Genomic DNA, 23,475 nt, shown 5'->3' with positions numbered 1-23,475 from the left:
ATCAAAATTGATTTATTAGTTCTTAATACCATTCGGCATAAAACATGCTTCAATTTTATGTGCGTTCCATAACTAGAAAATTAACTCGTAAAGTATGCTGTTCGACAATCAACTTTGTGAATTGGTGAATAGTAATGTTCTTATCAGTTTATAACTAACTTTGCAATATTAAATATCAACAAATTCAATGAAAGTCTGTATTGCCGAAAAACCATCTGTAGCAAGAGAAATTGCTTCCGTACTTGGTGCAACTACCAAACGAGATGGGTATTATGAAGGCAATGGCTATGCGGTAACCTATACTTTTGGACACCTTTGCACACTTAAAGAACCTAACGACTACAAACCACATTGGAAAAGTTGGGATTTAAATAATTTACCCATGCTACCGGAACGTTTTGAAACCAAAGTGTCCAAAGATTCTGGTATTAGAAAGCAGTTCAACATTATAAAACAGTTATTTGATAAAGCAGATGTTGTTATAAATTGTGGGGATGCTGGGCAAGAAGGAGAATTAATACAGCGTTGGGTTATAAACCAAGCAAATTACAAGGGCAAGGTTGAAAGGCTTTGGATTTCTTCGCTTACCACAGAAGCCATAAAAGAAGGTTTTAAAAATCTAAAACCTTCTGAAGATTACGATAATTTATATTATGCAGGTTTTTCTCGTGCCATTGGAGATTGGCTTTTAGGCATGAATGCTACCCGTTTATATACTGTAAAACATGGTGGTTACAAACAAATGCTGTCTGTTGGTCGCGTTCAAACACCAACATTGGCTATGTTAGTAAACCGATTTAATGAGATAGAGAATTTTAAACCGCAACCGTATTGGGAGCTACAAACACGCTATCGCGATACCCTATTTAGTTACGAAGAAGGGCGTTTTCTTAAAGTTGAAGATGGAGAGAAACTGGCGAAAATTGTAAAAGAACACGATTTTGAAATTGTTTCAATTACAAAGAAAGCAGGTAATGAATACGCACCAAAGCTATTTGACTTAACAGGTTTACAAGTGTATTGTAATACTAAGTTTGGTTTTAGCGCAGACGAAACGTTGAAGATCGTTCAGAAGTTGTACGAACAAAAGGTGGTTACCTACCCTAGAGTTGATACTACCTTTTTACCAAACGATGTTTATCCAAAAGTACCGGGCATACTTAAAAATTTAACCAACTATGCAGCATTAACAGCACCTCTACATGGTAAAAAACTAAAGAAAACCAAAAAGGTTTTTGATGATAGTAAAGTCACAGATCACCACGCAATTATACCAACTGGTCAGCAAATGAATTTGCAATACAACCAGCAACAAGTTTACAATATAATTGTACGCCGATTTATTGCCGTGTTTTACCCTGATTGTAAAGTCTCTAATACAACGGTTATTGGTAAAGCTGAAAAAGTAAATTTTAAAACCACGGGAAAAGAAATTTTAGAAAAGGGTTGGCGTATTGTTTTTGAAACTACTGATTCTCCGTCTAAAGAATCAGGCATTCTCCCCACTTTTGAAAAAGGGGAAAAAGGACCCCACGAGCCCTCTTTTTTAGAAAAACAGACCAAGCCACCAAAGCAATATACAGAAGCCTCTCTCCTACGCGCTATGGAAACTGCAGGAAAACAGGTTGATGATGACGAGCTTCGCGAGATTATGAAAGAAAACGGTATTGGTCGCCCTTCTACACGAGCCAATATTATTGAAACCTTATTTCGAAGGAAATATATAAAGCGAAATAAAAAACAAGTCATACCAACGGTTACCGGTATTCAGCTAATAGGTACCATTCAAAATGAATTATTAAAATCGGCCGAGCTTACCGGTAAGTGGGAAAAGCAGCTAAAAGACATCGAAAAAGGAACGTTTAGCGCCGGAAGTTTTATTAAGCAAATGAAACTAATGGTGGATCGTTTGGTATATGAAGTTAGAAGTGAAACAAGAAAAGCCAATATATCAGCAATTCACAATAAACCTGTTGCGACAAAGAAAAAAGCAGTAAAAAAGTCTTCAGGAATAACAACGGAAAAATGCCCTAAATGTAAGAACGGTACACTGCTTAAAGGGAAAACAGCTTATGGTTGTTCCGAGTTTAAAAAAGGCTGTGATTTTGTTATTCCTTTTAAGTTCGAAGGTAAAACCATCTCAGAAAAACAGTATGTTAGATTACTTCAAAAAGGATCAACAGTAAATTTAAAAGGCTTTAAGGTTGATAATGTCACGCTTGAAGGTCTTGTTAGATTAGATGATAGTTTTAAGTTAAAATTGGAGCCTAAAAAGAACTTTGTCTCCAATAATATGGAGTCGTCTTCTAAATCTTTGGAATATAATAGCTGCCCAAAATGCCACAAAGGTACTATTGTAAAAGGGAAAACAGCCTATGGCTGCAGCCAGTATAAAACAGGCTGCGATTTTAGGTATAGTTATGATGCCGTTCGTGAAAAAGCCCAAGGGCAAACACTTACCAAAGATTTGGTTTATAAAATACTTCAAGCAAACTGAATGTACTTTTCTGATTCAATGTGGTCTTTTGCATAATTATAACAGGCTATTTTCCCATAATCCTAATCCATTCATTAATTTTATACTATGCAACTATACCCCTTAGAGACAGGAAATTTTAAGCTGGATGGCGGTGCTATGTTTGGCGTAGTGCCAAAAGCTATTTGGCAACGTACCAATCCCGCAGACGCCAATAACCAAATAGATATAGCCGCACGCAGTTTGCTTATTGAAGACGGTAATCGGTTAATTTTGATTGATACCGGCATGGGCAACAAACAATCAGACAAGTTCTTTGGTTATTACAATATGTGGGGCAATCATTCTATTGATGGTTCATTAAAGAAAATAGGTTTTACACGTGATGATATTACCGATGTATTTCTAACACACCTACATTTTGACCACTGTGGTGGATGCATTCAATGGAATAAAGATCGAACAGGTTACGAACCCGCATTTAAGAACGCTACGTTTTGGACAAATAAAGACCATTGGAAATGGGCTACGGAGCCCAACGCTAGAGAGAAGGCCTCCTTTTTAAAGGAAAATTTACTGCCGATGCAAGAAAGCGGACAATTGAAGTTTATTGAACGAACATCAGATTGCTTCCAAATTGATTCGGAATTAGGTTTTGGAATTCATTTTGTTGATGGGCATACGGACAAACAAATGCTCCCTCATATTTCGTATAAAGGAAAGCAACTTGTATTTATGGCAGATTTATTACCCACAGTTGGGCATATTCCTTTGCCCTATGTAATGGGTTATGATACGCGTCCTCTTCTGACATTGGCGGAGAAAGAATTATTTCTAAACAAAGCTATTTCAGAAGAATATTACCTGTTTTTTGAGCATGATGCGCATAATGAGATATGCACGCTAAAAGAAACCGAAAAAGGGGCCAGACTGAATGACCTTTTTACTTTTGACCAACTTTTTAATTCATAAAATTAGAACATATTATCGTATACGAAAATAGGTGTGTATCACTATTTTAAGCGGGTATTGACACAAAAACGATTCGGTATAATCCTCATTAATCAAAAGGTTTACATTCAAGGTTTATATGATGCTTTAAAGCTTAAAACAAAAGATGACTTTGAGCTGTAGACTATGTAAGGGCTTACTTATTCCGATAAAAAAATCATAAAAACATTACGATTCGGTTAAAAAATTGTGCCAAATCTTACCTTTGCAGGCATTTATGTTAAACTATTGAGTTGGTTCAGTGCAAAATTTAATCATATTTGAACCTTTTGCTCACCATAATTTATAGTCTAAAATCAAACACTAAATTCTATTTAACTATATGACTTCATTTTTTTCAAGACCTTTAATAGGTTTATCCGCTGGCCTTATTCTTATGGGCTGTGGTTCTACGGCATTGGTATCTACACCAATCGAAAGTATTGATACTACTCCATTAAAAATATCCGACCTCTCAGATGCCGAAAAGCAAAACTGGGGTCATCTAGATCTTGTTACGGATACCATTCCAGGAATGAGCGTAGATAAGGCCTATGCTGAGATCATAAAAAATAAAAAAGGAGAAACCGTTATCGTTGCCGTACTAGATTCAGGTATGGATCTTAAACATGAAGATTTAAAGAATGTACTTTGGACCAATAAAGGTGAAAAGGCCGGAGACGGCGTAGATAATGACAAGAATGGTTATGTTGACGATATTCACGGATATAACTTTTTAGGCGAATCTTATAATGAACAACTAGAAGCAACCCGTATCGTTAGATTAAAGTTGGGCGATGCGGCTATTCAGGCTAAAGCCAAAACAAAAGTTGATACGGAATACGCCAAGGCAACACAACAAAAAGCACAATACGAGCAAATCTTTCAAACCGTAAAGAATGCCGATGAAGCTGTTAAAAAGGAATTGGGGAAAGACACCTATACCACAAAAGACCTTGCCGGTATTGAGTCAAAGGACGAGGCCATGCAACAAAACGTAGGCATTTTAACGCAAATGTTAACGTATGAAGATTCTATTGCCGAGGTATTAGAACAAGTTGAAGGAGGTATTAAATATTTCACCGATCAATTGAACTACAACTACAATGTAGATTTTAATGGTAGAAAAGACGTTGGCGATGACCCCTATGATATTAATAATCTTGGTTACGGTAATGGAAACCCACAGAATAGAGAGGAAGACGAAAGCCACGGTACACACGTTGCAGGAATCATTGGTGCGGAAAGAAACAATGGCAAAGGGGCAAATGGCGTTGCCAATAATGTTGAAATCATGAGTATTCGTGCTGTTCCAAATGGTGATGAATATGACAAAGACATTGCTTTGGGTATTCGCTATGCAGTAGATAACGGAGCAAAAATTATTAATGGTAGTTTCGGAAAGGCATTTTCTCCTAAGGCCCAATGGGTCTATGATGCCATTAAATATGCTGAAGAAAACGATGTGCTTTTTGTGCATGCCGCTGGTAATGAAGGTGCTGACTTAGATAGTCCTGCCAATCCTAATTTTCCTAATGACCAAGTAGATAACGGTCCTGAAATTGCGGACAATGTTCTTACGGTAGGTGCTTTGGCTTCTAAATACGGTTCTGAAATGGTAGCTACATTCTCTAACTACGGAGCTATTAATGTGGATGTTTTTGCCCCTGGCGATGAAATATACTCGTCTATGCCCGGTAACGAATATGAATATCAAGGAGGAACTTCCATGGCTGCTCCTGCAGTTGCCGGTGTTGCTGCTTTAATTCGTTCATATTACCCTAAATTAAAAGCTTCGCAGGTAAAGCATATCATTATGGAATCCGGCCTTGCGCCAAGGGCTAATGTCATTCTAGGTGGAAATACAGCCAATACCGCTACGTTGGATGAAGTTTCAACTTCAGGAAAAATCGTAAATGCCTACAACGCCTTGATAATGGCGGACAATGTATCTAGAGGAAAAATAAAACTATAATATACCATGAAGTATTTTTTTAAATCAATCGCTGTTGCTATTGTCCTAATGGGGCAAGTGGCAGTTGCTCAAAACACCTCGTATTGGCAACAGCACGTAGATTATACAATGGAGGTAGATATGGATGTGGAGAGTTTTCAGTACACCGGTACTCAGAAGCTAGTATACACCAACAATTCTCCAGATGAGCTTACTCGCGTATACTATCACTTATTTTTCAATGCTTTTCAACCGGGCAGTGAAATGGATATGCGTCTACAGAGTATTCCGGATCCAGACGGAAGGATGACGGACGAGCAGAAAAACAGTCGTATCGCAGGACTCAAAGAAAATGAAATCGGTTATTTACATGCTTCCTCGCTTACACAGGATGGTGCTAAAGTGAATTTTGTTGAAGAAGGGACGATTTTAGTTGTGGAATTGGCAAAGCCTATTCCTTCTGGAGGAAAAACAACTTTTGAAATGGAATTTAAAGGCCAAGTGCCGGTACAAGTGCGTCGCTCAGGAAGAAACAGTGCCGAAGGTATTGCGCTATCTATGAGCCAGTGGTATCCTAAACTAGCGGAATACGACTTTGAAGGTTGGCATGCCGATCCATACATTGCCCGTGAATTTCAAGGTGTATGGGGAGATTTTGATGTAAAATTGACTATCGATAAGAAATATGTTGTTGGTGGTTCTGGTTACTTGCAAAACCCACAAGAGATTGGTCATGGTTATGAAGCATCAGGTACCAAAGTGAAAAAGCAGAAAGGAAAAACACTTACTTGGCACTTTAAAGCACCTATGGTACATGACTTTATGTGGGCTGCAGATCCTGAATATTTGCATGATACGTTACAAGTAGAAAACGGCCCTATGCTTCACTTCTTGTACAAGGATAACAAAGAAATCATAGAAAATTGGAAAAAACTTCAGCCTAAAACAGCTGAGTTTATGAAGTTCTTTAGTAAGAATATTGGTGAATATCCATACAAGCAGTATTCCGTAATTCAAGGTGGTGATGGTGGTATGGAATATGCCATGGCTACTTTAATCACCGGAGAGCGCAAATTTGAAAGTCTGGCAGGGGTAACAGCTCACGAGCTTGCCCATTCTTGGTTTCAGCATATCTTAGCGACTAACGAATCTAAGCACGAATGGATGGATGAAGGTTTCACAACGTTTATTTCTACATTAGCCATGAACGAGGTGATGCAAGAGAACAAAGAGAATCCACTTGAAGGCACGTACAAGGGATATTTTAATTTGGTAAACTCAGGTAAAGAACAACCGCAAACTACCCATGCAGACCGTTACGATCTTAATTTTGCGTACGGTATTGCCGCTTATAGCAAAGGTTCTATATTCCTATCGCAGTTGGGTTATATCATTGGGCAGGACAAGTTAATGGAGACTATTCGTAAATATTACGAAGACTTCAAGTTCAAACATCCTATTCCAAATGATATTAAGCGTACCGCTGAGAAGGTTTCCGGCATGGAGTTGGATTGGTATTTGACCGATTGGACACAAACTACAAACACTATAGATTACGGTATTACCGATGTTAAGGACAATGCTGGCAAAACCGAAGTTTCCATGGTACGTACCGGTGCAATGCCAATGCCCTTAGATATTTTAGTAATTTATGAAGACGGTACAAAAGAGACCTTTTACGCTCCTCTACGAATGATGAGAGGCGAAAAGGAAAACCCGTACCCACAAATAAACCGAACGGTATTAGGAGATTGGCCATGGGCACAATCTAACTACAACTTTACCATTAATAAACCTGTTGACTCCATTAAAGCAGTAGTTATAGACCCTTCCCAATTGATGGCAGACATCAATCAAGAAGATAATGTTTGGCAGAATACAGAGGAATAAACAACCAAAAAGTGTTTATTTTTTCTTCAATGATTAGATTTGTAATTGCCCCCGTTAAACGGGGGCAATTTTTTAAATAACGTTTATGTCCGACTTCACTTTCCCGAAAAAAGAAAAGCTGAAAAGTAAAAAGCTTATCGAGCAATTATTTGCCGAGGGGAAGTCAGTTTCTGTATTTCCAATCAAACTAATTTATCTTCCTGTTCAATTTACAGAAGACACACGCTTAAAGGCTGGAGTTACCGCTCCCAAAAAGAATTTTAAAAGTGCGGTAAAACGAAATCGTATTAAGCGCTTAATGCGAGAAAGTTATAGAGGTAACAAACACCTTGTTTTTAACAATAGTGAAGGCTCTTTTGCGTTTCTATTTTTATACCTTGGTAGAGATATGCCATCTCAAGGCAAAGTTGAAAAAACGATGAAAGAGGTACTGAAGCGTTTTTTAAACAAAAATACTCCAGATACAGGCATACAGAATTAGAAATTAAAGGGACGGTCTATGACCAAAAACCCTCAAAAATTATACAAGAAGATGAAAAAAATGCTCGGCAAAAAAATACTGATTCCTGCCTTTGCAATAGTCGTTTTAGTGGCTGGCAGTAGTTTTGTAAAAAGTGATTTCTTCGAAATTGCCAAGCAAATTGAAATTTTCACTACCCTGTTCAAGGAATTGAACATGAATTATGTAGATGAGACCAACCCGGCAGAACTTATGGATACCGCCATAAAGAACATGCTAGATGATCTTGACCCCTACACTAAATTCCTAAACGAACAAGACGTAGAAACCTATCGCATTAATAATGCCGGTGAATATTCTGGAATTGGGGCTTTGGTACGCTCTTTTAAGGACAGGTTGTTGATTGTTGAGCCCTACAAAGATTATCCTGCAGATAAAGCTGGACTTAAAGCTGGTGATGAAATTATTAAAATTGGCGCCATAAAGGTTTCGGATTTTGACGATAACGCTAGTGAACTTTTAAAAGGAGCCAATAATACTGCAGTTGAAGTTACCTATAACAGACAAGGCGAAACTAAAGTAGCCACAATTACCCGTGCCGCTGTAGAGGTTGACGCCGTTCCGTTCTATAAAATGATAGATGAAAAGACGGGATACATTGTACTATCTCGGTTTAACGCCAAAGCATCTGCACAGACCAAAGAAGCTCTAGTGGACCTAAAAGGAGAAGGAGCAGAAAAAATCGTATTAGATTTAAGAGATAATCCCGGGGGTTTACTTTCAGAGGCAATTAATGTTACCAATCTTTTTGTAGAAAAAGGCGAACTGATCGTAACCACAAAATCGAAAGTAAAAAAATTCAATACCGAGTATAAGACTAGAAACAAGCCTGTAGATATGGACATCCCACTGGTAGTCTTAGTAAATGGTAGTAGTGCTTCCGCTAGCGAAATTGTTTCCGGGGGTTTGCAGGATTTAGATCGTGCAGTGGTCATGGGCGCACGTAGCTTCGGAAAGGGGCTTGTACAGCGGCCTTTGAAGCTTACTTATGGCACACAATTAAAAGTTACTATAAGTCGCTATTACACGCCTTCTGGACGTTGTATACAGTCATTGGACTACTGGAACCGGGATGAAGACGGTAACGCTGTTAAAAAGAATAATTTTAAGGACTTTACCACTCGTAATGGCCGTAAGGTACAAGATGGTGGTGGCGTTTTACCAGATATTGAAGTGGCATCCGCGAAAGCGAACCAATTGACCACGGCTCTTATGAACAACAATGTTATTTTTGATTACGCTACAAACTATTTCTACAAGCATCAAATAAAGGATGTGTCCAGTTTTAAATTCACTGATGCCGATTATAAAGAGTTTAAATCCTTTGTATCTAAAAGTGATTTCTCATACGAGACTAAAACCGAAAAAACATTGAAAGCTGCAATGACCAACAAAGAAGAGGTCATTTTTAACGATGCTATTGAAAACGACTTTAGAGCCTTGTTATTAGATATCGAAAAGAGTAAAATTGTTGCTTTAGACGATTATCAAAGAGAAATAAAAAGCAAACTAGAAGATGAAATCGTAAAACGTTATTTCTATCGTGAAGGCCTTTATGATTATTACCTAAAAAACGATGATGCCATCTTAGCGGCTACCGAACTTTTGGGTAATGAAGACAAATATTGGGGCATCTTGAAATAAGAGTTTTTCACTTTAATTATGGCCTTCAATAAAATTCATCATATTGCCATTATTTGCTCAGACTATCAAAAGTCCAAGCACTTTTATGTTGAAATTCTGGGCTTGAAAATATTAAATGAAGTATTCAGAAAAGAACGAGAATCATATAAATTAGATCTTGCTCTTAATGGAGAGTATATCTTAGAGCTTTTTTCGTTTCCTAATCCACCGCAACGTCCTTCACGGCCAGAAGCTCAAGGTCTGCGCCATTTAGCCTTTGAAGTGGATAATGTTTCAGAAGAAAGAGAAAGACTTATTAAAAAAGGAGTAGATGTTGAACCCATCAGAACCGATGAATTCACAGGCCGCAAATTTACTTTCTTTGCGGACCCAGATGACCTTCCTCTTGAACTCTACGAAAAATAGAGGTTTCTTAAGGTTCTAAATTTTTGATTTTAACATTTCTAAAGTCGATAGGCTGCCCTTCGCTCTGCAAAGCGATCATACCTTCTTTCAACAGTTTGCCATCTTCTTTTTGTTTGGGATCATAACCAACAACGGTACCTCCACCTACTTGGGGTTTGGTGTATTCCAAAACTACTTGCCCATTAATAATTTGCGTTACCAAAGAATCTCCTCTAACAATCAATTCGGCTTTTACCCATTGGTCGCCATAATAGGTTTTGGAAGAAGATCGTAAACAATGGCTTAGGTAAATCTTGCCCTCATATTCAATTTCAGTTCCTGGGGAGCACATATTACCTGTAGGCCTAGCTTCGCCTTCTTTTATTCCGCCAAGAAACTGCATTTCTACGGAAATGGGCCAGTTCTGTTCTTTCAACATCGTTCTTGGGTCTTGAGAATGGTACATGACACCACTGTTCATCTCTGTAAAAATGGGCGCACCCGGATGAAGGTCTCCCACAAATCTATATTCCATGGACAAATGAAAACTAGAGTACGGCTTGTCAAAATATAAATGTCCAAATCTGTCGTTAAAATCGCCTTCATATTTATCATAACGTACCTTGATCATACCATCTTCAGCACGGAACGTATCACCAAAATTATCACCTGTTTCATAATGATGAATTTTTGTGGTCCATCCATCCAGGCTCTTACCGTTAAACATGTCTTCCCAACCAGCTTCAGCAACGGTTGGCTTGGTAGAATTACAGGCCATTAGGGCCATAGAAAAGATAAAAAGAGCAATTTTCGTGCGATTCATAGTGTTCTGATTGAGTAAAATTATATTTGAGATATGAGTTCTATACTTTAAAATACACCTTATGTTTGTCCAAAAAGTAAGTTATGTACCAAAAGATGTACAGTACAAAGAAAGCATTGATGACCATAATTACTTTTTCGGAAATACCAATGGGTGCAAGCAAGCCTTCTGTCCAGATTTGTCCAAATCCCCTAAACCACTGTACGCCCACTGTCTCGGCAAAGAGATAGATAAAAATAGAGTTAGTGCCCACTACAGAGAAAATCTTAAGCCAATTCTTTTGATATCCTTTTATATCAATAAGCCAATAGAAAAGTGTTAATGTCAAAATAGCCAAGCCACCTGATGCCAAGGTAAAAGAACTTGTTGCAATACGTTTTACAATCGGTGTGATGCCTGCAAAATCCATCGAAAAACCAAGAACTACCAATGCTGTTCCCCAAATTAAAAAAGGTTTAAGTTTTTCTTTTACCGATATATGAGATAGTAAAATCCGTCCACAAACAACACCCCAAATGGTATGGGCCGCTGTTGGAATAAAGTTTACAAAGACCCAATACCCATCATTTACCTGCCCCATTACCAACATATCTATATACGAACCGAAACTTTCGTGACCTTGTGCATAAGGTGCTTCCGGATTGTATGCACGATACAATATCTCCGTAAGCACAAGCAAACCTAATGATATACCGATTTGTATTTTATTCGGCAAATTCATAATTGCATAGGCTATGAGAATAGTAAAAGCTAATTGTACCAGTACGTTCCAAAGCTCCCAAACTAGTGCGTGACTATAAACACAATGCAACAATACACCAAACGCGAACAATAAAAAGCATCTGCGTAAAATATGTTTGGTGACCCCTATTCTATCTCCCGAAGCTAAACGCTTTCGTAAAGAAAAAGGCATTGCTACACCAACAATGAACATAAAGAAAGGCTGAATCAAATCCCAAAACCAGAGTCCGTTCCACGGGTGATGATGTAATTGATGTGCAAGACCGGAAAACATAGTTCCTTCAGTCAGTTCCGAAAAATTATGGTGAAATCCTGCCGCTTCGGCAATCAATAAAAACATGGTGAGTCCACGAAAAACGTCCAAAGAAAAAAGACGTTTTGAGACATTTTCCGCTAATTGAGACATAGGCTGGTTGGGTCAGGTTAGGATTTTATTTTTTTTGTCATTTTTCATCCTAACTTGACAAATAGGGCCGTTTAGGTTGAAATTTGCTCTAATTTAGAAAAAATAATACCATTGTCGTTTACTAATTGCCGCTATCTTGCTGCCGTCTAATTTTACATACTTCTATTTTCATGATAAAGCCGTTCATTAGTTTGCTAAAAAAAGTATTTGTACTATCCATATTATTTACCTTGGTCTCAGTAAACCTTCTCTCTTCACAATCTTCAAATTCACTTTGGTTTGACCGGCCGGCCGAACATTTTGAAGAAACTTTGGTAATAGGAAACGGAAAGGCAGGAGCATCAATTTTTGGCGGTGTTGCTACCGATTCTATTTATTTAAACGATGCTACACTTTGGAGCGGCGAACCTGTGGACCCAAACATGAGTCCGGAAGCATATAAAAACGTTCCAGAAATCCGCGAAGCGCTAAAAAACGAAAATTATAAACTGGCAGATTCTTTACAAACCAAACTACAGGGAAGCTTCTCTCAATCCTACATGCCTTTAGGTACCGTATACTTAAATTTTGAACATAAGAACCAGCCCATCTCCTACAACCGTCAGCTTGAATTAGAAAAAGCGCTTTCTACCGTAACCTATGAAGTAGATGGCGTAACTTTTACTCGTGAGTATCTTATTTCCCATGAAGCGCAAACCATGGTCATCCGACTAAAGAGCAGTAAAAAAGGAGCGCTTAATTTTAATATTGGATTTAACAGTTTGCTTAAATATGAGGTTACGAGTAACGAATCTACTCTAGAAGTAAGCGGTTACGCCCCTTATCATGTAGAACCCAGTTACCGCGGTAAAATCCCGAACCCAGTTCAGTTTGACCCTAATAGAGGTACACGTTTTACTTCGCTTTTTAAAATACAGAATACGGACGGAGAATTGGTAAGCACAGACAAATCGGTTGCCTTAAAAAATGCTACGGAAGCTGTTATCTATATTTCCATAGCCACGAGTTTCAACGGTTTTGATAAAAACCCCGCTACCGAAGGTGCAGACCATAAAGCCATTGCTGCCTCACAACTATCAAAAGCAAACTCAAAATCTTTTGATGCCATATTGAACAACCACCTTAAAGACCATCAAAAATATTTTAACCGAGTGCATTTAGACCTGGGAAAAACTACTGCGGAAGACCTGCCTACAGACGAACGCTTAAAGCGCTATGCTAAAGGCGAAGAAGACAAAAACCTGGAAGTACTCTATTTTCAATATGGGCGGTATTTGCTGATTTCCAGTTCTAGAACACCAAATGTGCCTGCCAACTTACAGGGTATTTGGAATCCGTACATAAGACCGCCATGGAGCAGTAATTACACTTTAAACATCAATGCCGAAGAAAACTATTGGTTAGCAGAGAACGCGAATCTTTCCGAAATGCACCAGCCTATGTTGGGCTTTATAGAAAATATAGCCAAAACAGGTAAAGTAACCGCCAAAACCTTTTACGCTGCCGGTGGATGGGCCGCATGCCATAACTCGGATATTTGGGCAATGAGTAATCCTGTGGGCGACTTTGGTGAAGGTGGAATCAATTGGGCCAACTGGAATATGGGCGGAACCTGGTTAAGCTCGCATTTATGGGAACACTATACGTTTTCTCAAGATCTGGATTTTCTACAGGATAAAGCCTACCCCCTGCTGAAAGGAGCGGCAGAGTTTTGTTTGGAATGGCTCGTGGAAGATGAAAAAGGAAATTTGGTGACTTCCCCTGGAACATCACCCGAAAATAAATTTATTACTCCAGACGGATATGAAGGTGCAACCTTGTACGGTTCAACATCCGACCTTGCCATGATTAGGGAATGCTTTCAACAGACTATAGCAGCGTCAGAAACCCTAAAAACCGATGTGGAATTCAGAACTCGACTAGAAAAGGCGCTTGCCAAACTATATCCGTACCAAGTAGGAAAAAAAGGAAATTTACAAGAATGGTACCATGACTGGAAAGACGTAGATCCCAAACACCGTCACCAGTCACACTTGTACGGCTTGTACCCTGGGCATCATATCAGTCCGGAAAAAACACCGGAATTGGCAGATGCTACAAGGACCACTTTAAACATTAAGGGCGATGAAACTACTGGCTGGTCAAAAGGATGGCGCATTAATCTTTGGGCTAGATTGTTAGATGGAAACCGAGCGTACAAACAATATCGTGAACTGTTGCGTTATGTTGCCCCAGATGGTGTACGGGCTTCTTATGAAAAAGGAGGCGGAACGTATCCCAACTTGTTTGATGCACACCCGCCCTTCCAAATTGACGGGAATTTTGGTGGTGCCGCTGCAGTTGTAGAAATGTTGGTACAGTCCTCTTTGAAAGAGATTCAGCTTTTACCTGCTTTACCAGATGTGTGGGCCAATGGCTCCGTTGAAGGTCTAAAAGCCCGTGGAAATTTTGAAATTGCCATTACTTGGAGCAACAAAGTACCAACTAAAGTAAAAATACATTCCGTTACCGGAGGAGCTACCGTTTTAAAACACGGAAGTAAACAGAAAAAGATTACTCTAAAACCCAATGAAACAGTAGAGTTAGATTGGTAGAAATTTGATTACACCCTAGTTTTCAGTTTTTGCCTACATTTAGGAAAGCTATACTTTCTCCTATATGTTTTCAAAAAAATTAGTTTTACCCGTGTTATGCACTGTTCTGGGTATTGTGCTTTTTAGTTGTCAATCAGATTCAAAACAAGAACCGGTAAATAAGGCCTATACCACATGGTCCTCCTATTTGGGCGACCCGGGCCGTAGTCACTACTCCACCCTTTCCGAGTTTACCAAGGACAATGTAAAAGACCTAAAAGTGGCCTGGACATATGAAGCGGCAGATTGGGGCCAGATGCAGATGAACCCCTTGGTGGTAGATAGTATACTTTACGGGGTTACCGCAGCACTCAGAGTGGTAGCTTTAAATGCCAAAACGGGTAAGGAAATTTGGCAGTTTGGCGATTCCATACAAGTTTGGCATTCTACCAGTAGAGGAGTGTCCTATTGGGAACAGGGCGATGACAAGCGGATTCTCTGTACACGCGGACCTCATCTTTTTGCTTTGGATGCCCTAACGGGAAAGCCCATATCCACTTTTGGCGATAACGGTAAAATAGACCTGCGTTCAGGAATGCCCGAAAGTGCACGGGAGAAGTTCGTAATATCCAATACGCCCGGAACCATTTTCAAAAACCTAATTGTAATGCCCCTTAGGCTCTCGGAAGGTTCTGGTGCCGCTCCTGGAAATCTTATGGCGTTCAACGTCATTACAGGTGCCGTAGAATGGGTTTTTCATACCATTCCGCATCCTGAGGAGGAAGGCTATGATACGTGGGAAGAAAATGCCTATTTAAGTGATGAGGTGGGCGCGGCTAACAATTGGGCCGGTATGGCGGTAGACGAAGAACTGGAAATCATTTATGCGCCTATAGGTTCCGCCGCGCCAGATTTTTATGGGGGAGCCCGAAAAGGAAGCAACCTTTATTCTGACTGCCTGTTGGCTTTGGATGCGAATACGGGCAAAAGGCTATGGCACTTTCAATTTACACATCATGATTTATGGGACCGTGACCCTCCTGCCCCGCCCAATCTTTTGATGGTAGAGCGAGAAGGTGAAAAAATTGCTGCCGTAGCTCAGGTTACCAAACAAGGTTATGTGTATGTTTTTGACCGAAAAACGGGCGAACCCCTTTTTGATATCGAAGAAGTTCCTGTACCATCGTCTAATTTGAACGGTGAGGAGACTTGGCCCACCCAACCCATTCCCGTAAAACCGAAACCTTTTGCACGCCAATCCACAAACATCACAGAAAACAATGTGAGTCCATATGCGGAAAACCCGGATTCCCTTAAAGCCATTCTAAGTAAACTGGACAAACGCATCTATGCTCCACCAAGTTTAGAGCCTGTCTTACTTTTACCCGGTTACGATGGAGCAGCGGAATGGGGCGGGACAGCGGCCGACCCCGAAGAAGGAATTATTTATGTGAATTCCAACGAGATGCCCTGGATTATGCAAATGGGCGTAAACGACACCAAGCTAGAAACCTTGCCTTTGGGCGAGGCTACCTATACCCAATATTGCGTAAGTTGTCATCAAACGGATAGAAAAGGACTGGCCGCAAGTGGATTTCCTTCATTGGTAGATATTGAACTCCGTAAATCTAGAGATGAAATCTCTTCTATCATTGCAAACGGGAAAGGGATGATGACGGGTTTTCCACAATTAAAACAGAAAGAAAAAGATGCACTTATTCGTTTTCTGTTCAATCAGGAAATTAAACATAACGTTGCGGAAAATATGAATTCCGAAAAAGGATACCGCACGCCTTACAAACATCTAGGTTACACCAAGTTTCTGGATAAAAATGGCCTGCCCGCCATAGACCCGCCATGGGGGACAATGCATGCCATCAATTTAAATACCGGAAAGTATATTTGGTCTATTGTTTTGGGCGAATCCCCGGAACTCTTGGAAAAAGGCATCACCGGAACAGGAACAGAAAACTACGGAGGTCCTGTAATTACGGAAAACGGACTCCTGTTTATAGCTGCTACCCGCGACGGTTATTTTAGGGTTTTCGACAAACATACCGGAGCCAAATTGTGGGAATATAAACTACCTGCCCCAGCCTTTGCAACACCTGCCTTATATGAAGTAAACGGAAAGCAATTTATTGCTCTAGCCTGTGGTGGTGGAAAATTAGGAACCGAAAAGGGGAATACCATTATTGCTTTTTCATTGGATTGAAAAAGACATTGTTAATGTCATACACTTAGTACCGTGGATAAAGACTTAAAGGAACATATAGCCTATCTACTTTGTGTGAATATTCAAGATATTCAACCCGTTTCTGGAGGTGATATTTCCGAAGCCTATTTGTTGGAAACAGAAACCGAACGTTTCTTTTGTAAGATAAACCGAGGAGAAAATGGCTATGAGCTGTTTAAGGCCGAAAAATTGGGTTTACAAGCCATTGCCCAATCCAAAACGATAAGCGTACCCAATATTTTACTCTGTGAACCCTTAGAAAAAGGCGGTTTTTTGGTGATGGATTATATTGAAGCCAAACGCCCTTCAGAAACCGACTTCGAACTTTTGGGCCATCAACTGGCAGCCCTACACCACCATACGACCCAAAACAAATTTGGGTTTTCCACGGACAATTATATTGGCAATCTTGAGCAGTCCAATTCCAATCATCTGGAATGGGCCGATTTCTTTGTTCAAGAACGACTGGCGCCCCAATTGCAACTGGCAAAAGTGGCAGGTAAGCTTAATAATAACGAAATCCCTACGAAAAGTAAGCTATTGCAAAACTGTAAAAATTTATTTCCGAACACAAAACCATCTTTAGTACATGGCGATTTATGGAGCGGAAACTATCTAATAGCGACAAATGGAACCCCTTATTTAATAGACCCAGCGGTGTATTTTGGTCATCATGAAGTAGATTTGGCCATGACACAATTATTTGGAGGTTTTGATGCTTCTTTCTATAATGCCTATCAAGAACATTTTGCGCCAATTGGTAATAAAAAAGAACGAACGGATATCTACCAACTTTACTATCTCTTAGTGCATTTAAACCTATTTGGAAGTTCTTATAAAGCTTCGGTTACGGAAATATTGCAACGGTATTTTTAAGTTTTTACTTACATTTAAATACCTGATTAGTAGATTACTCTCGATTACAAAGTGCTTTGCTAGCGCGAGCGTCTCGCTCGTGTCGTTTAGAGTAAACAGAATAAGAGCAAACAAACAATGAGTAGAAAATATAAGTTTAATAACCCGACCTCAGCCTACTTTGTAAGCTTCGCTACGGTATACTGGATGGATATATTTACGAGACAAGAATATTTCTCAATTCTAGAAGAAAGCATAACCTATTGTAGAAAAGAAAAAGGCATGGAAGTCTTCGCTTATTGTTTCATGTCAAGCCATATACATTTGGTTTTCAGATCCAATAATGACGACCCTTCCGGTCTACTTAGGGACTTTAAGGGTTTCACAGCAAGAAAGCTGATTAAGGAAATTGAAGATAATCCACAAGAAAGCAGAAAAGAGTGGATGCTTTGGATGATGAAAAGAGCTGGGAAAAAGAAAAGTAATGTGAATGAAAAACAGTTCTGGCAGCAACACAATAAGCCTATTGAACTATGGAGTAATAAGGTTATAAAACAAAAAATAGACTATATACATAACAACCCTGTACAGGCTGGTTTTGTTACTAATCCTGTAGATTGGAAATACAGCAGTGCGAGAAATTATGCAGATGATGACACCGTATTGAAAATTGATAATGAAGGTATTATATTGGGTATGCTAGACAAATAGGCTTAAGGCAAATGTTTGACGGCACAAGCATGATGCTTGCGCTAGCGGAGGCTTCTTTCTATAATGCCTATCAAGAACATTTTGCACCAATTGGTAATGAAAAAGAACGAATAGATATTTACCAGCTTTACTATATCTTAGTGCATTTAAACCTTTTTGGAAGTTCTTATAAAACTTCGGTTACGGAAATATTGCAACGGTATTTTTAAGATTCTTCTGTCATTTCCCTTGAAGTATTTTGAAACAGAAAGGAGCGTGATGCTTGCGGTAGCAGGGTCAATAAACAAGTTTAATCTACAATATATCACCTGATGTAGAAACGATTTTTTTTATATTTTTCTTATAGAATAACATACTTGTATTTATGTCTTGAGCTTAAACTAAAGAAAACTTTGATGGAATTAAATGACGCATTTGACGAAATTTACAACCATACTCATCTATGGAATTGGGGACCGGATTGGATAGTACTTAAAAAAGTTTACCTGTCTTTTCCGGAGTCCTTTTCTATATTAACTCCTTTTGCGTATTCATATTTAGAAGAATTAATTAGGTCGACAACAAGTGAATATGGCAGAGAATTAGTCAATACGGACGGAAAGTTGAAAAAATATAGAAAAGTCGGTACTAAATTAATCTATTTAGCGATTGAGGAAAATAAAGATAGTAACCCAGAATTTGTTGAAATTTTACCAGAAATAAAGTCCTATTTCTCACAATCTGACCCAACCGATACTGGAGATAATCGAAATAGCGTTGCTCACGGATTTATGCATCCTAGATTTTGGAATCAGGATTCATTTGAAAAGTTAATTTTCGATATTGCAAAACTCTCAAAACATGCGAGATTCTAAATGCCCAAAAATTAATTGAATAAATAAAAACATCCCTGGAAAGCGCCGGTAAGGGCTCTTTTACTGATTCCTTTAGGGTACAATAAATCCCTTTTGGAAAGCGGGTGCACCTTACTAAAGACGAATAGATTTACCTTAATCCTTAAAAACAGGATTTTTAACCAAGCTGATCAAAACATCATCATTTTCCTTTAAGATGCGTTTTGAGCGCAAATAGCGGTTATGGTTATGCTCGTCATAGTTATCGGCATTAGGGTTCATACTGCTTATGCGTACCATTTCTGAGGCATGTATAAACTCATTGTTCCCGATCCACATACCAACGTGCACTACTTTCTCCGCTGTGGAGTCGGTTGCTTTTCTTCCAAAGAACAATAAATCGCCTTTTTGCAAGTGGTCAAAATTTTTGACCGAATCAATGGCTTTGCCCGTATGTACCTGTTGCGAGGCATCTCTGGGAATAACCATTCCGTTAAGGAAAAAGATGGTTTTGGTAAATCCGCTACAATCCATGCCTTTGGTTGAGGTTCCTCCCCATAAATATGGAACTCCCATAAGTGTTTTTGAAGTTGTTACAAGGCTCTCTTGGGTAGGTTCTAATTTTTCTAACCAGGCACCGTAGGGTTCTGACTCTTCCTTTCTAACCACCGCTTTACGGCCATCTGGGTACTGCACTTCAAAAAAATCATCGGTTTCGCCCGTCATTTCAATTATATCTCCTGCTACCAAATCAGAAACACGCTGCATTACCTGAGTATCTTGATATGAATATCCCGCAGTTTGTGTGTAGATGAGTTTTGTTGTGCTTTTCCAATTTTGGGCCTGAGTGTCATCCATTAAAACAATTCCACCTACATTAACCCAAGAAAGGTATTTATCGGGAGTTTGAATGTAATACCAATTTTCTTCTTTCTTCAAAACCTTTACCGGAGTCCCCAAAGTTGCCTGTGTGGCCAATTCTGCAGAATGTTTGGGTTCACTTCTAAGGTTGGCTACAGAAATATTGACAACCGCATGGGTCTTGCCCTCCAAATCTTCAGAGGGTAATATTTTTATTCTGCTCTCATACATGATGTTCTCGGCATCCAGCTTGGTTTTCAAAAGCGCTACTGCTTCCGGAATATTACTTTCACCTATTAAAATATACTTTTCTGTATTTATAAAAGTATGAATATCAAAAAGAGCGGTTCTTTTGTCTGGTGCATATTGTTTTTTTACCTCTGAAATGCTCTCCAATAACTTCGCCTCTTTCTCGCTCTGTTTGGTACACGAAATCATAAGCAGTACTAAAAAAACAGTGATCAAACTTCCTAACTTATATTGCTTCATTTTTAAATCTATTAACCAATTTACTTTGCCATAGTGAAATTATGTAATTTTATCGCAAATGAGCAAACTCAAGGCAATAGAACTTTTCGCAGGCGTAGGAGGATTTCGCCTCGGATTGGAAAAAACAGGACAATATGAGGTAGTCTGGAGCAACCAATGGGAGCCTTCTACCAAAGCGCAACATGCTTCTTTAGTGTACGAAGCCAATTTTGGAAAAGAAAACCACAGTAACCAAGATATTGCGGAAGTAGAAACCCAAACCATTCCCGATGCGGATGTGCTGGTTGGCGGATTTCCGTGTCAAGATTACTCCGTAGCTACTACATTACAGAACTCCAAAGGCCTTATTGGTAAAAAAGGTGTGCTGTGGTGGAGTATTCATAAAATACTCTCGGAAAAGAAGAATCCGCCCAAATACTTATTTCTTGAAAATGTAGACCGTTTGTTGAAATCACCTTCTGCCCAACGTGGGCGTGATTTTGCTATTATGTTAAAAAGTCTTGATGATTTGGGTTATGCCGTAGAATGGCGGGTTATTAATGCCGCAGATTACGGTATGCCACAACGGCGAAGACGCATCTTTTTCTTGGGATATCATAAATCAACTCCCCTTTATAAATCTTTGAAAAAGGCCAACCCTGCTGATTGGGTGCTATCATTGGGGACTATTGCTTCAGCATTACCTGTACAGCAAACCACTCAAAAACCTAGTTCTTTTAAGATTGAAGGTGATTTAGTTCATATCTCCGATAACTTTAATTTAGGTGAAAAGTTATCTCCGTTTCAAAACTCTGGTGTGTTTATAAATGGTAAGGTATTCACCGTAAAAACAGAATCCAGTTATGCAGGGAAACGTGCTGTTTTAGGCGATGTGCTTCAAAACGGCGAGGTAACCGAAGAATTTTATATTCCAGAGGAGGATTTCCCTAAATGGGAATACTTAAAGGGCGCCAAAAAAGAGGTGCGGACTGCCAAAACCGGATTCACATACAATTACAGTGAAGGCGGAATGATTTTTCCAGATGCTCTGGACAATGCTTCAAGAACTATTATTACAGGGGAAGGTGGAAAATCACCATCTCGTTTTAAACATGTAATACAATCTCAAAAGGGACTACGGCGTTTAACACCGGTTGAATTAGAGCGTTTAAATATGTTTCCTGATAATCATACGTTATTAGAAGGTATAAGTGATACCAAACGCGCCTTTTTCATGGGAAATGCCCTTGTGGTAGGCGTAGTAGAAAAAATTGCCGAAGCCCTAGCCGCTAAAATTCAGGTTTAGTTCTTCTGCTTAAAACCAACAACCGTACTATGCCCCTTAAAAGTAATTTTAAGTCAGATTTGGAAAGGGAGCAAAAGCTGTGTGTTTTGTTAGATCGCTATTACCATCAATATCTAAAGCAATATTCTTTTGACCGCGTCTTTGAAATCAAACAACAGATGGAAGGTATAGATCTGATTTTTACACATAAGGACCATGGCAGAAAATATACTATTGACGAAAAAGCCCAGCTTGACTACATAAATGAAAACCTACCCACTTTTGCCTTTGAACTAAGTTATGAAAAGGACGGAACATTAAAAGAAGGTTGGTTATTTGATACATCAAAAAAAACAGAATTCTACGCGTTAATAACTTCTATTTACTCGGATGCTCCAGATGTATTTACTTCATGTAAAATTACATTGGTGAATCGGCAAAAATTATTGGCTTTTTTAGTCGAGAGAAATATTACCTCATCAACCTTAAAAAAATACGTTTTACCAAATAAAAATATGCATGGTAAAATTAAGATTGATGAATTGCACTACAGGAAAGAAGGATATCTGTACGCATCCACTAAAAATAAAGCTGAAAGACCATTAAACCTCATTCTGAAACTGGATTTTTTAGAAGAAACAGGTATTGCCAAAAGATTAGCTTAATAGTTTCTACAGACTGCTTAGTCTGTAAAATTTATATTTAACCTGAAATGTTGACTGGCATATACTTAGAGCGATAGAATATTGCATTTTATCCGTACAAAAAAAACAAATTATTGAAACAAATAATGACCAACAAACTGGGTGGTCGGTTCTTAAAATGCTGTTAATCAACGTTAAAAATTTGTTATTCTTATTTTTTTATTTATCTTATTCTTTATGGTAAGAACAGAAAAGTCAGAAAATCAGGAATTTTTAGAGAAGTCAATCAACCATCTTGAAGCCACTGGTTTCGAAGATATCAAAGCGGATATTGAGGGGTATGATACTCCAAAATCCTATGTTAGAAAAGGTACAGATTCCAAAATTACGCCGGACATAGTAGCACTAAAAAATGGAAGAAAATATTACTTTGAAATTAGCCTGAAATCGTCTAAACCTAGACTTCTAAAAACCAAGTGGCTTTTCTTGGATACCTTAAGTAGAATGAACTCCAATAGGTTTAGAATAATAACTACCAAGGGGCATTACAAGTTTACTGACAATATGTTGGAAGATATTAACCTTACTAACAAAGAACCTATTCGTATATAATTTTACTCGATAATCGAGATTAAATGCTCCGAGGCTTGTCTCGAAATCAAGGTGTATCACTTTTGATGCCTCGTGGTAGTTTGCTATTCATCAAAAAAAATAAAAGGTTCGTTAAACACGGGCCTTATTTTTTTACCATACCTATATGTGGTATTCCATCTTCTAGATACCCATCTCCTTCTTGGTCAAAACCTAAGGTGTGATAAAAGCGTTCTAAATATAACTGGGCAGAAACTTTAATTACTTTTTCATTAAAATGCTCTTCGACTGCAACAATTGAGGCTTTCATTATATCTTTTCCATAACCATACTTTCGTTCGGAATCCTTTACTACTACCCTACCTATGCTGGCTTCATCAAAATAATCACCAGATCTGAATATTCGTGTATAGGCAATTATTTCATCATTTTTAGTGGCAATAACATGAAATGCCTTTTGGTCTTTATCATCAATATCTTGATAAACACAATCTTGTTCAACCACAAAAACCTCACTTCTAATTTTAAGTATATTGTAAAGCTCTAGTTTTGTGAGTGCCTCAAATGATTTTACGTTAATCTCTATCATA

Annotated in this window: 20 protein-coding genes; 16 read left to right on the top strand and 4 right to left on the bottom strand. The window is 38.7% G+C overall.

Going from position 1 to position 23,475, the window contains the following annotated elements; all coding sequences use genetic code 11:
* The first annotated feature begins 187 nt into the window (after window positions 1-187).
* From IWC72_RS06295 to gloA2, 7 genes are all read left to right on the top strand, one after another.
* Complete coding sequence (locus tag IWC72_RS06295) at window positions 188-2,497, top strand: type IA DNA topoisomerase (protein WP_194529198.1); 2,310 nt, start codon at window positions 188-190, stop codon at window positions 2,495-2,497.
* Window positions 2,498-2,584: 87 nt separating this feature from the next.
* Complete coding sequence (locus tag IWC72_RS06290) at window positions 2,585-3,448, top strand: MBL fold metallo-hydrolase (protein ID WP_194525359.1); 864 nt, start codon at window positions 2,585-2,587, stop codon at window positions 3,446-3,448.
* Between the two features lie 361 nt (window positions 3,449-3,809).
* Complete coding sequence (locus IWC72_RS06285; protein WP_194529197.1) at window positions 3,810-5,441, top strand: S8 family peptidase; 1,632 nt, start codon at window positions 3,810-3,812, stop codon at window positions 5,439-5,441.
* 6 nt (window positions 5,442-5,447) lie between these two features.
* Window positions 5,448-7,310, top strand: a complete 1,863-nt coding sequence (locus tag IWC72_RS06280; protein ID WP_194529196.1) for a M1 family metallopeptidase — start codon at window positions 5,448-5,450, stop codon at window positions 7,308-7,310.
* A gap of 85 nt (window positions 7,311-7,395) precedes the next feature.
* Window positions 7,396-7,791 carry a ribonuclease P protein component gene (gene rnpA, locus IWC72_RS06275; protein WP_194529195.1) on the top strand — a complete coding sequence of 132 codons (396 nt, stop codon included), beginning with the start codon at window positions 7,396-7,398 and terminating at the stop codon, window positions 7,789-7,791.
* A 51-nt stretch (window positions 7,792-7,842) separates the two neighbouring features.
* Window positions 7,843-9,474 (top strand): S41 family peptidase, encoded by a 1,632-nt coding sequence (locus IWC72_RS06270; protein WP_194529194.1) that lies wholly within the window; start codon window positions 7,843-7,845, stop codon window positions 9,472-9,474.
* Between the two features lie 18 nt (window positions 9,475-9,492).
* Window positions 9,493-9,879, top strand: coding sequence for an SMU1112c/YaeR family gloxylase I-like metalloprotein (gene gloA2, locus IWC72_RS06265; RefSeq protein WP_226967966.1), 387 nt, complete (start codon window positions 9,493-9,495; stop codon window positions 9,877-9,879).
* Window positions 9,880-9,886: 7 nt separating this feature from the next.
* Here the strand turns inward: gloA2 and IWC72_RS06260 are convergent, their stop codons facing one another.
* Together IWC72_RS06260 and IWC72_RS06255 are read right to left on the bottom strand one after the other, a co-directional pair.
* Complete coding sequence (locus IWC72_RS06260; protein WP_194529193.1) at window positions 9,887-10,681, bottom strand: 3-keto-disaccharide hydrolase; 795 nt, start codon at window positions 10,679-10,681, stop codon at window positions 9,887-9,889.
* A gap of 40 nt (window positions 10,682-10,721) precedes the next feature.
* The gene (locus tag IWC72_RS06255; protein WP_194529192.1) at window positions 10,722-11,828 is read right to left on the bottom strand and encodes an acyltransferase family protein; all 1,107 of its coding nucleotides are present in this window, start codon (window positions 11,826-11,828) and stop codon (window positions 10,722-10,724) included.
* A 170-nt stretch (window positions 11,829-11,998) separates the two neighbouring features.
* Here IWC72_RS06255 and IWC72_RS06250 point away from each other — a divergent pair, with 170 nt between their 5' ends.
* The 6 genes from IWC72_RS06250 (at window position 11,999) to IWC72_RS06225 (ending at window position 19,057) form a co-directional block, all read left to right on the top strand.
* A complete protein-coding gene (locus tag IWC72_RS06250; RefSeq protein ID WP_194529191.1) occupies window positions 11,999-14,422 on the top strand; it encodes a glycoside hydrolase family 95 protein in 2,424 nt (807 codons plus the stop codon).
* A 64-nt stretch (window positions 14,423-14,486) separates the two neighbouring features.
* A complete protein-coding gene (locus tag IWC72_RS06245) occupies window positions 14,487-16,616 on the top strand; it encodes a pyrroloquinoline quinone-dependent dehydrogenase (RefSeq protein ID WP_194529190.1) in 2,130 nt (709 codons plus the stop codon).
* 33 nt (window positions 16,617-16,649) lie between these two features.
* Window positions 16,650-17,513 carry a fructosamine kinase family protein gene (locus IWC72_RS06240; RefSeq protein ID WP_194529189.1) on the top strand — a complete coding sequence of 288 codons (864 nt, stop codon included), beginning with the start codon at window positions 16,650-16,652 and terminating at the stop codon, window positions 17,511-17,513.
* Window positions 17,514-17,630: 117 nt separating this feature from the next.
* A complete protein-coding gene (locus tag IWC72_RS06235; RefSeq protein ID WP_194529188.1) occupies window positions 17,631-18,203 on the top strand; it encodes an REP-associated tyrosine transposase in 573 nt (190 codons plus the stop codon).
* A gap of 11 nt (window positions 18,204-18,214) precedes the next feature.
* Window positions 18,215-18,412 carry a fructosamine kinase family protein gene (locus IWC72_RS06230; protein WP_194529187.1) on the top strand — a complete coding sequence of 66 codons (198 nt, stop codon included), beginning with the start codon at window positions 18,215-18,217 and terminating at the stop codon, window positions 18,410-18,412.
* A 186-nt stretch (window positions 18,413-18,598) separates the two neighbouring features.
* Window positions 18,599-19,057, top strand: coding sequence for a hypothetical protein (locus IWC72_RS06225; RefSeq protein ID WP_194529186.1), 459 nt, complete (start codon window positions 18,599-18,601; stop codon window positions 19,055-19,057).
* 135 nt (window positions 19,058-19,192) lie between these two features.
* Here IWC72_RS06225 and IWC72_RS06220 read toward each other — a convergent pair whose 3' ends face one another.
* A complete protein-coding gene (locus tag IWC72_RS06220) occupies window positions 19,193-20,386 on the bottom strand; it encodes a C40 family peptidase (RefSeq protein ID WP_226979505.1) in 1,194 nt (397 codons plus the stop codon).
* A gap of 58 nt (window positions 20,387-20,444) precedes the next feature.
* Between IWC72_RS06220 and dcm the strand changes: the two genes are divergently transcribed.
* The 3 genes from dcm to IWC72_RS06205 all read left to right on the top strand — a co-directional run bounded on the left by dcm (window position 20,445) and on the right by IWC72_RS06205 (window position 22,906).
* Window positions 20,445-21,671, top strand: a complete 1,227-nt coding sequence (gene dcm / locus IWC72_RS06215) for a DNA (cytosine-5-)-methyltransferase (RefSeq protein ID WP_194529185.1) — start codon at window positions 20,445-20,447, stop codon at window positions 21,669-21,671.
* A gap of 29 nt (window positions 21,672-21,700) precedes the next feature.
* Complete coding sequence (locus IWC72_RS06210) at window positions 21,701-22,315, top strand: hypothetical protein (protein ID WP_194529184.1); 615 nt, start codon at window positions 21,701-21,703, stop codon at window positions 22,313-22,315.
* Between the two features lie 216 nt (window positions 22,316-22,531).
* Window positions 22,532-22,906, top strand: a complete 375-nt coding sequence (locus tag IWC72_RS06205) for a hypothetical protein (RefSeq protein WP_038236721.1) — start codon at window positions 22,532-22,534, stop codon at window positions 22,904-22,906.
* A 124-nt stretch (window positions 22,907-23,030) separates the two neighbouring features.
* Here IWC72_RS06205 and IWC72_RS06200 read toward each other — a convergent pair whose 3' ends face one another.
* Window positions 23,031-23,474: a GNAT family N-acetyltransferase gene (locus tag IWC72_RS06200; protein WP_194525346.1), complete on the bottom strand. Its 444-nt coding sequence runs from the start codon at window positions 23,472-23,474 to the stop codon at window positions 23,031-23,033.
* Window position 23,475 lies beyond the last annotated feature (1 nt).

The sequence above is a fragment of the Zobellia roscoffensis genome, from assembly GCF_015330165.1.
GTDB lineage: Bacteria > Bacteroidota > Bacteroidia > Flavobacteriales > Flavobacteriaceae > Zobellia > Zobellia roscoffensis.
The sequence above is the reverse complement of the archived record's forward strand: the minus strand, read 5'-3'. Positions and strand labels throughout refer to the sequence as shown.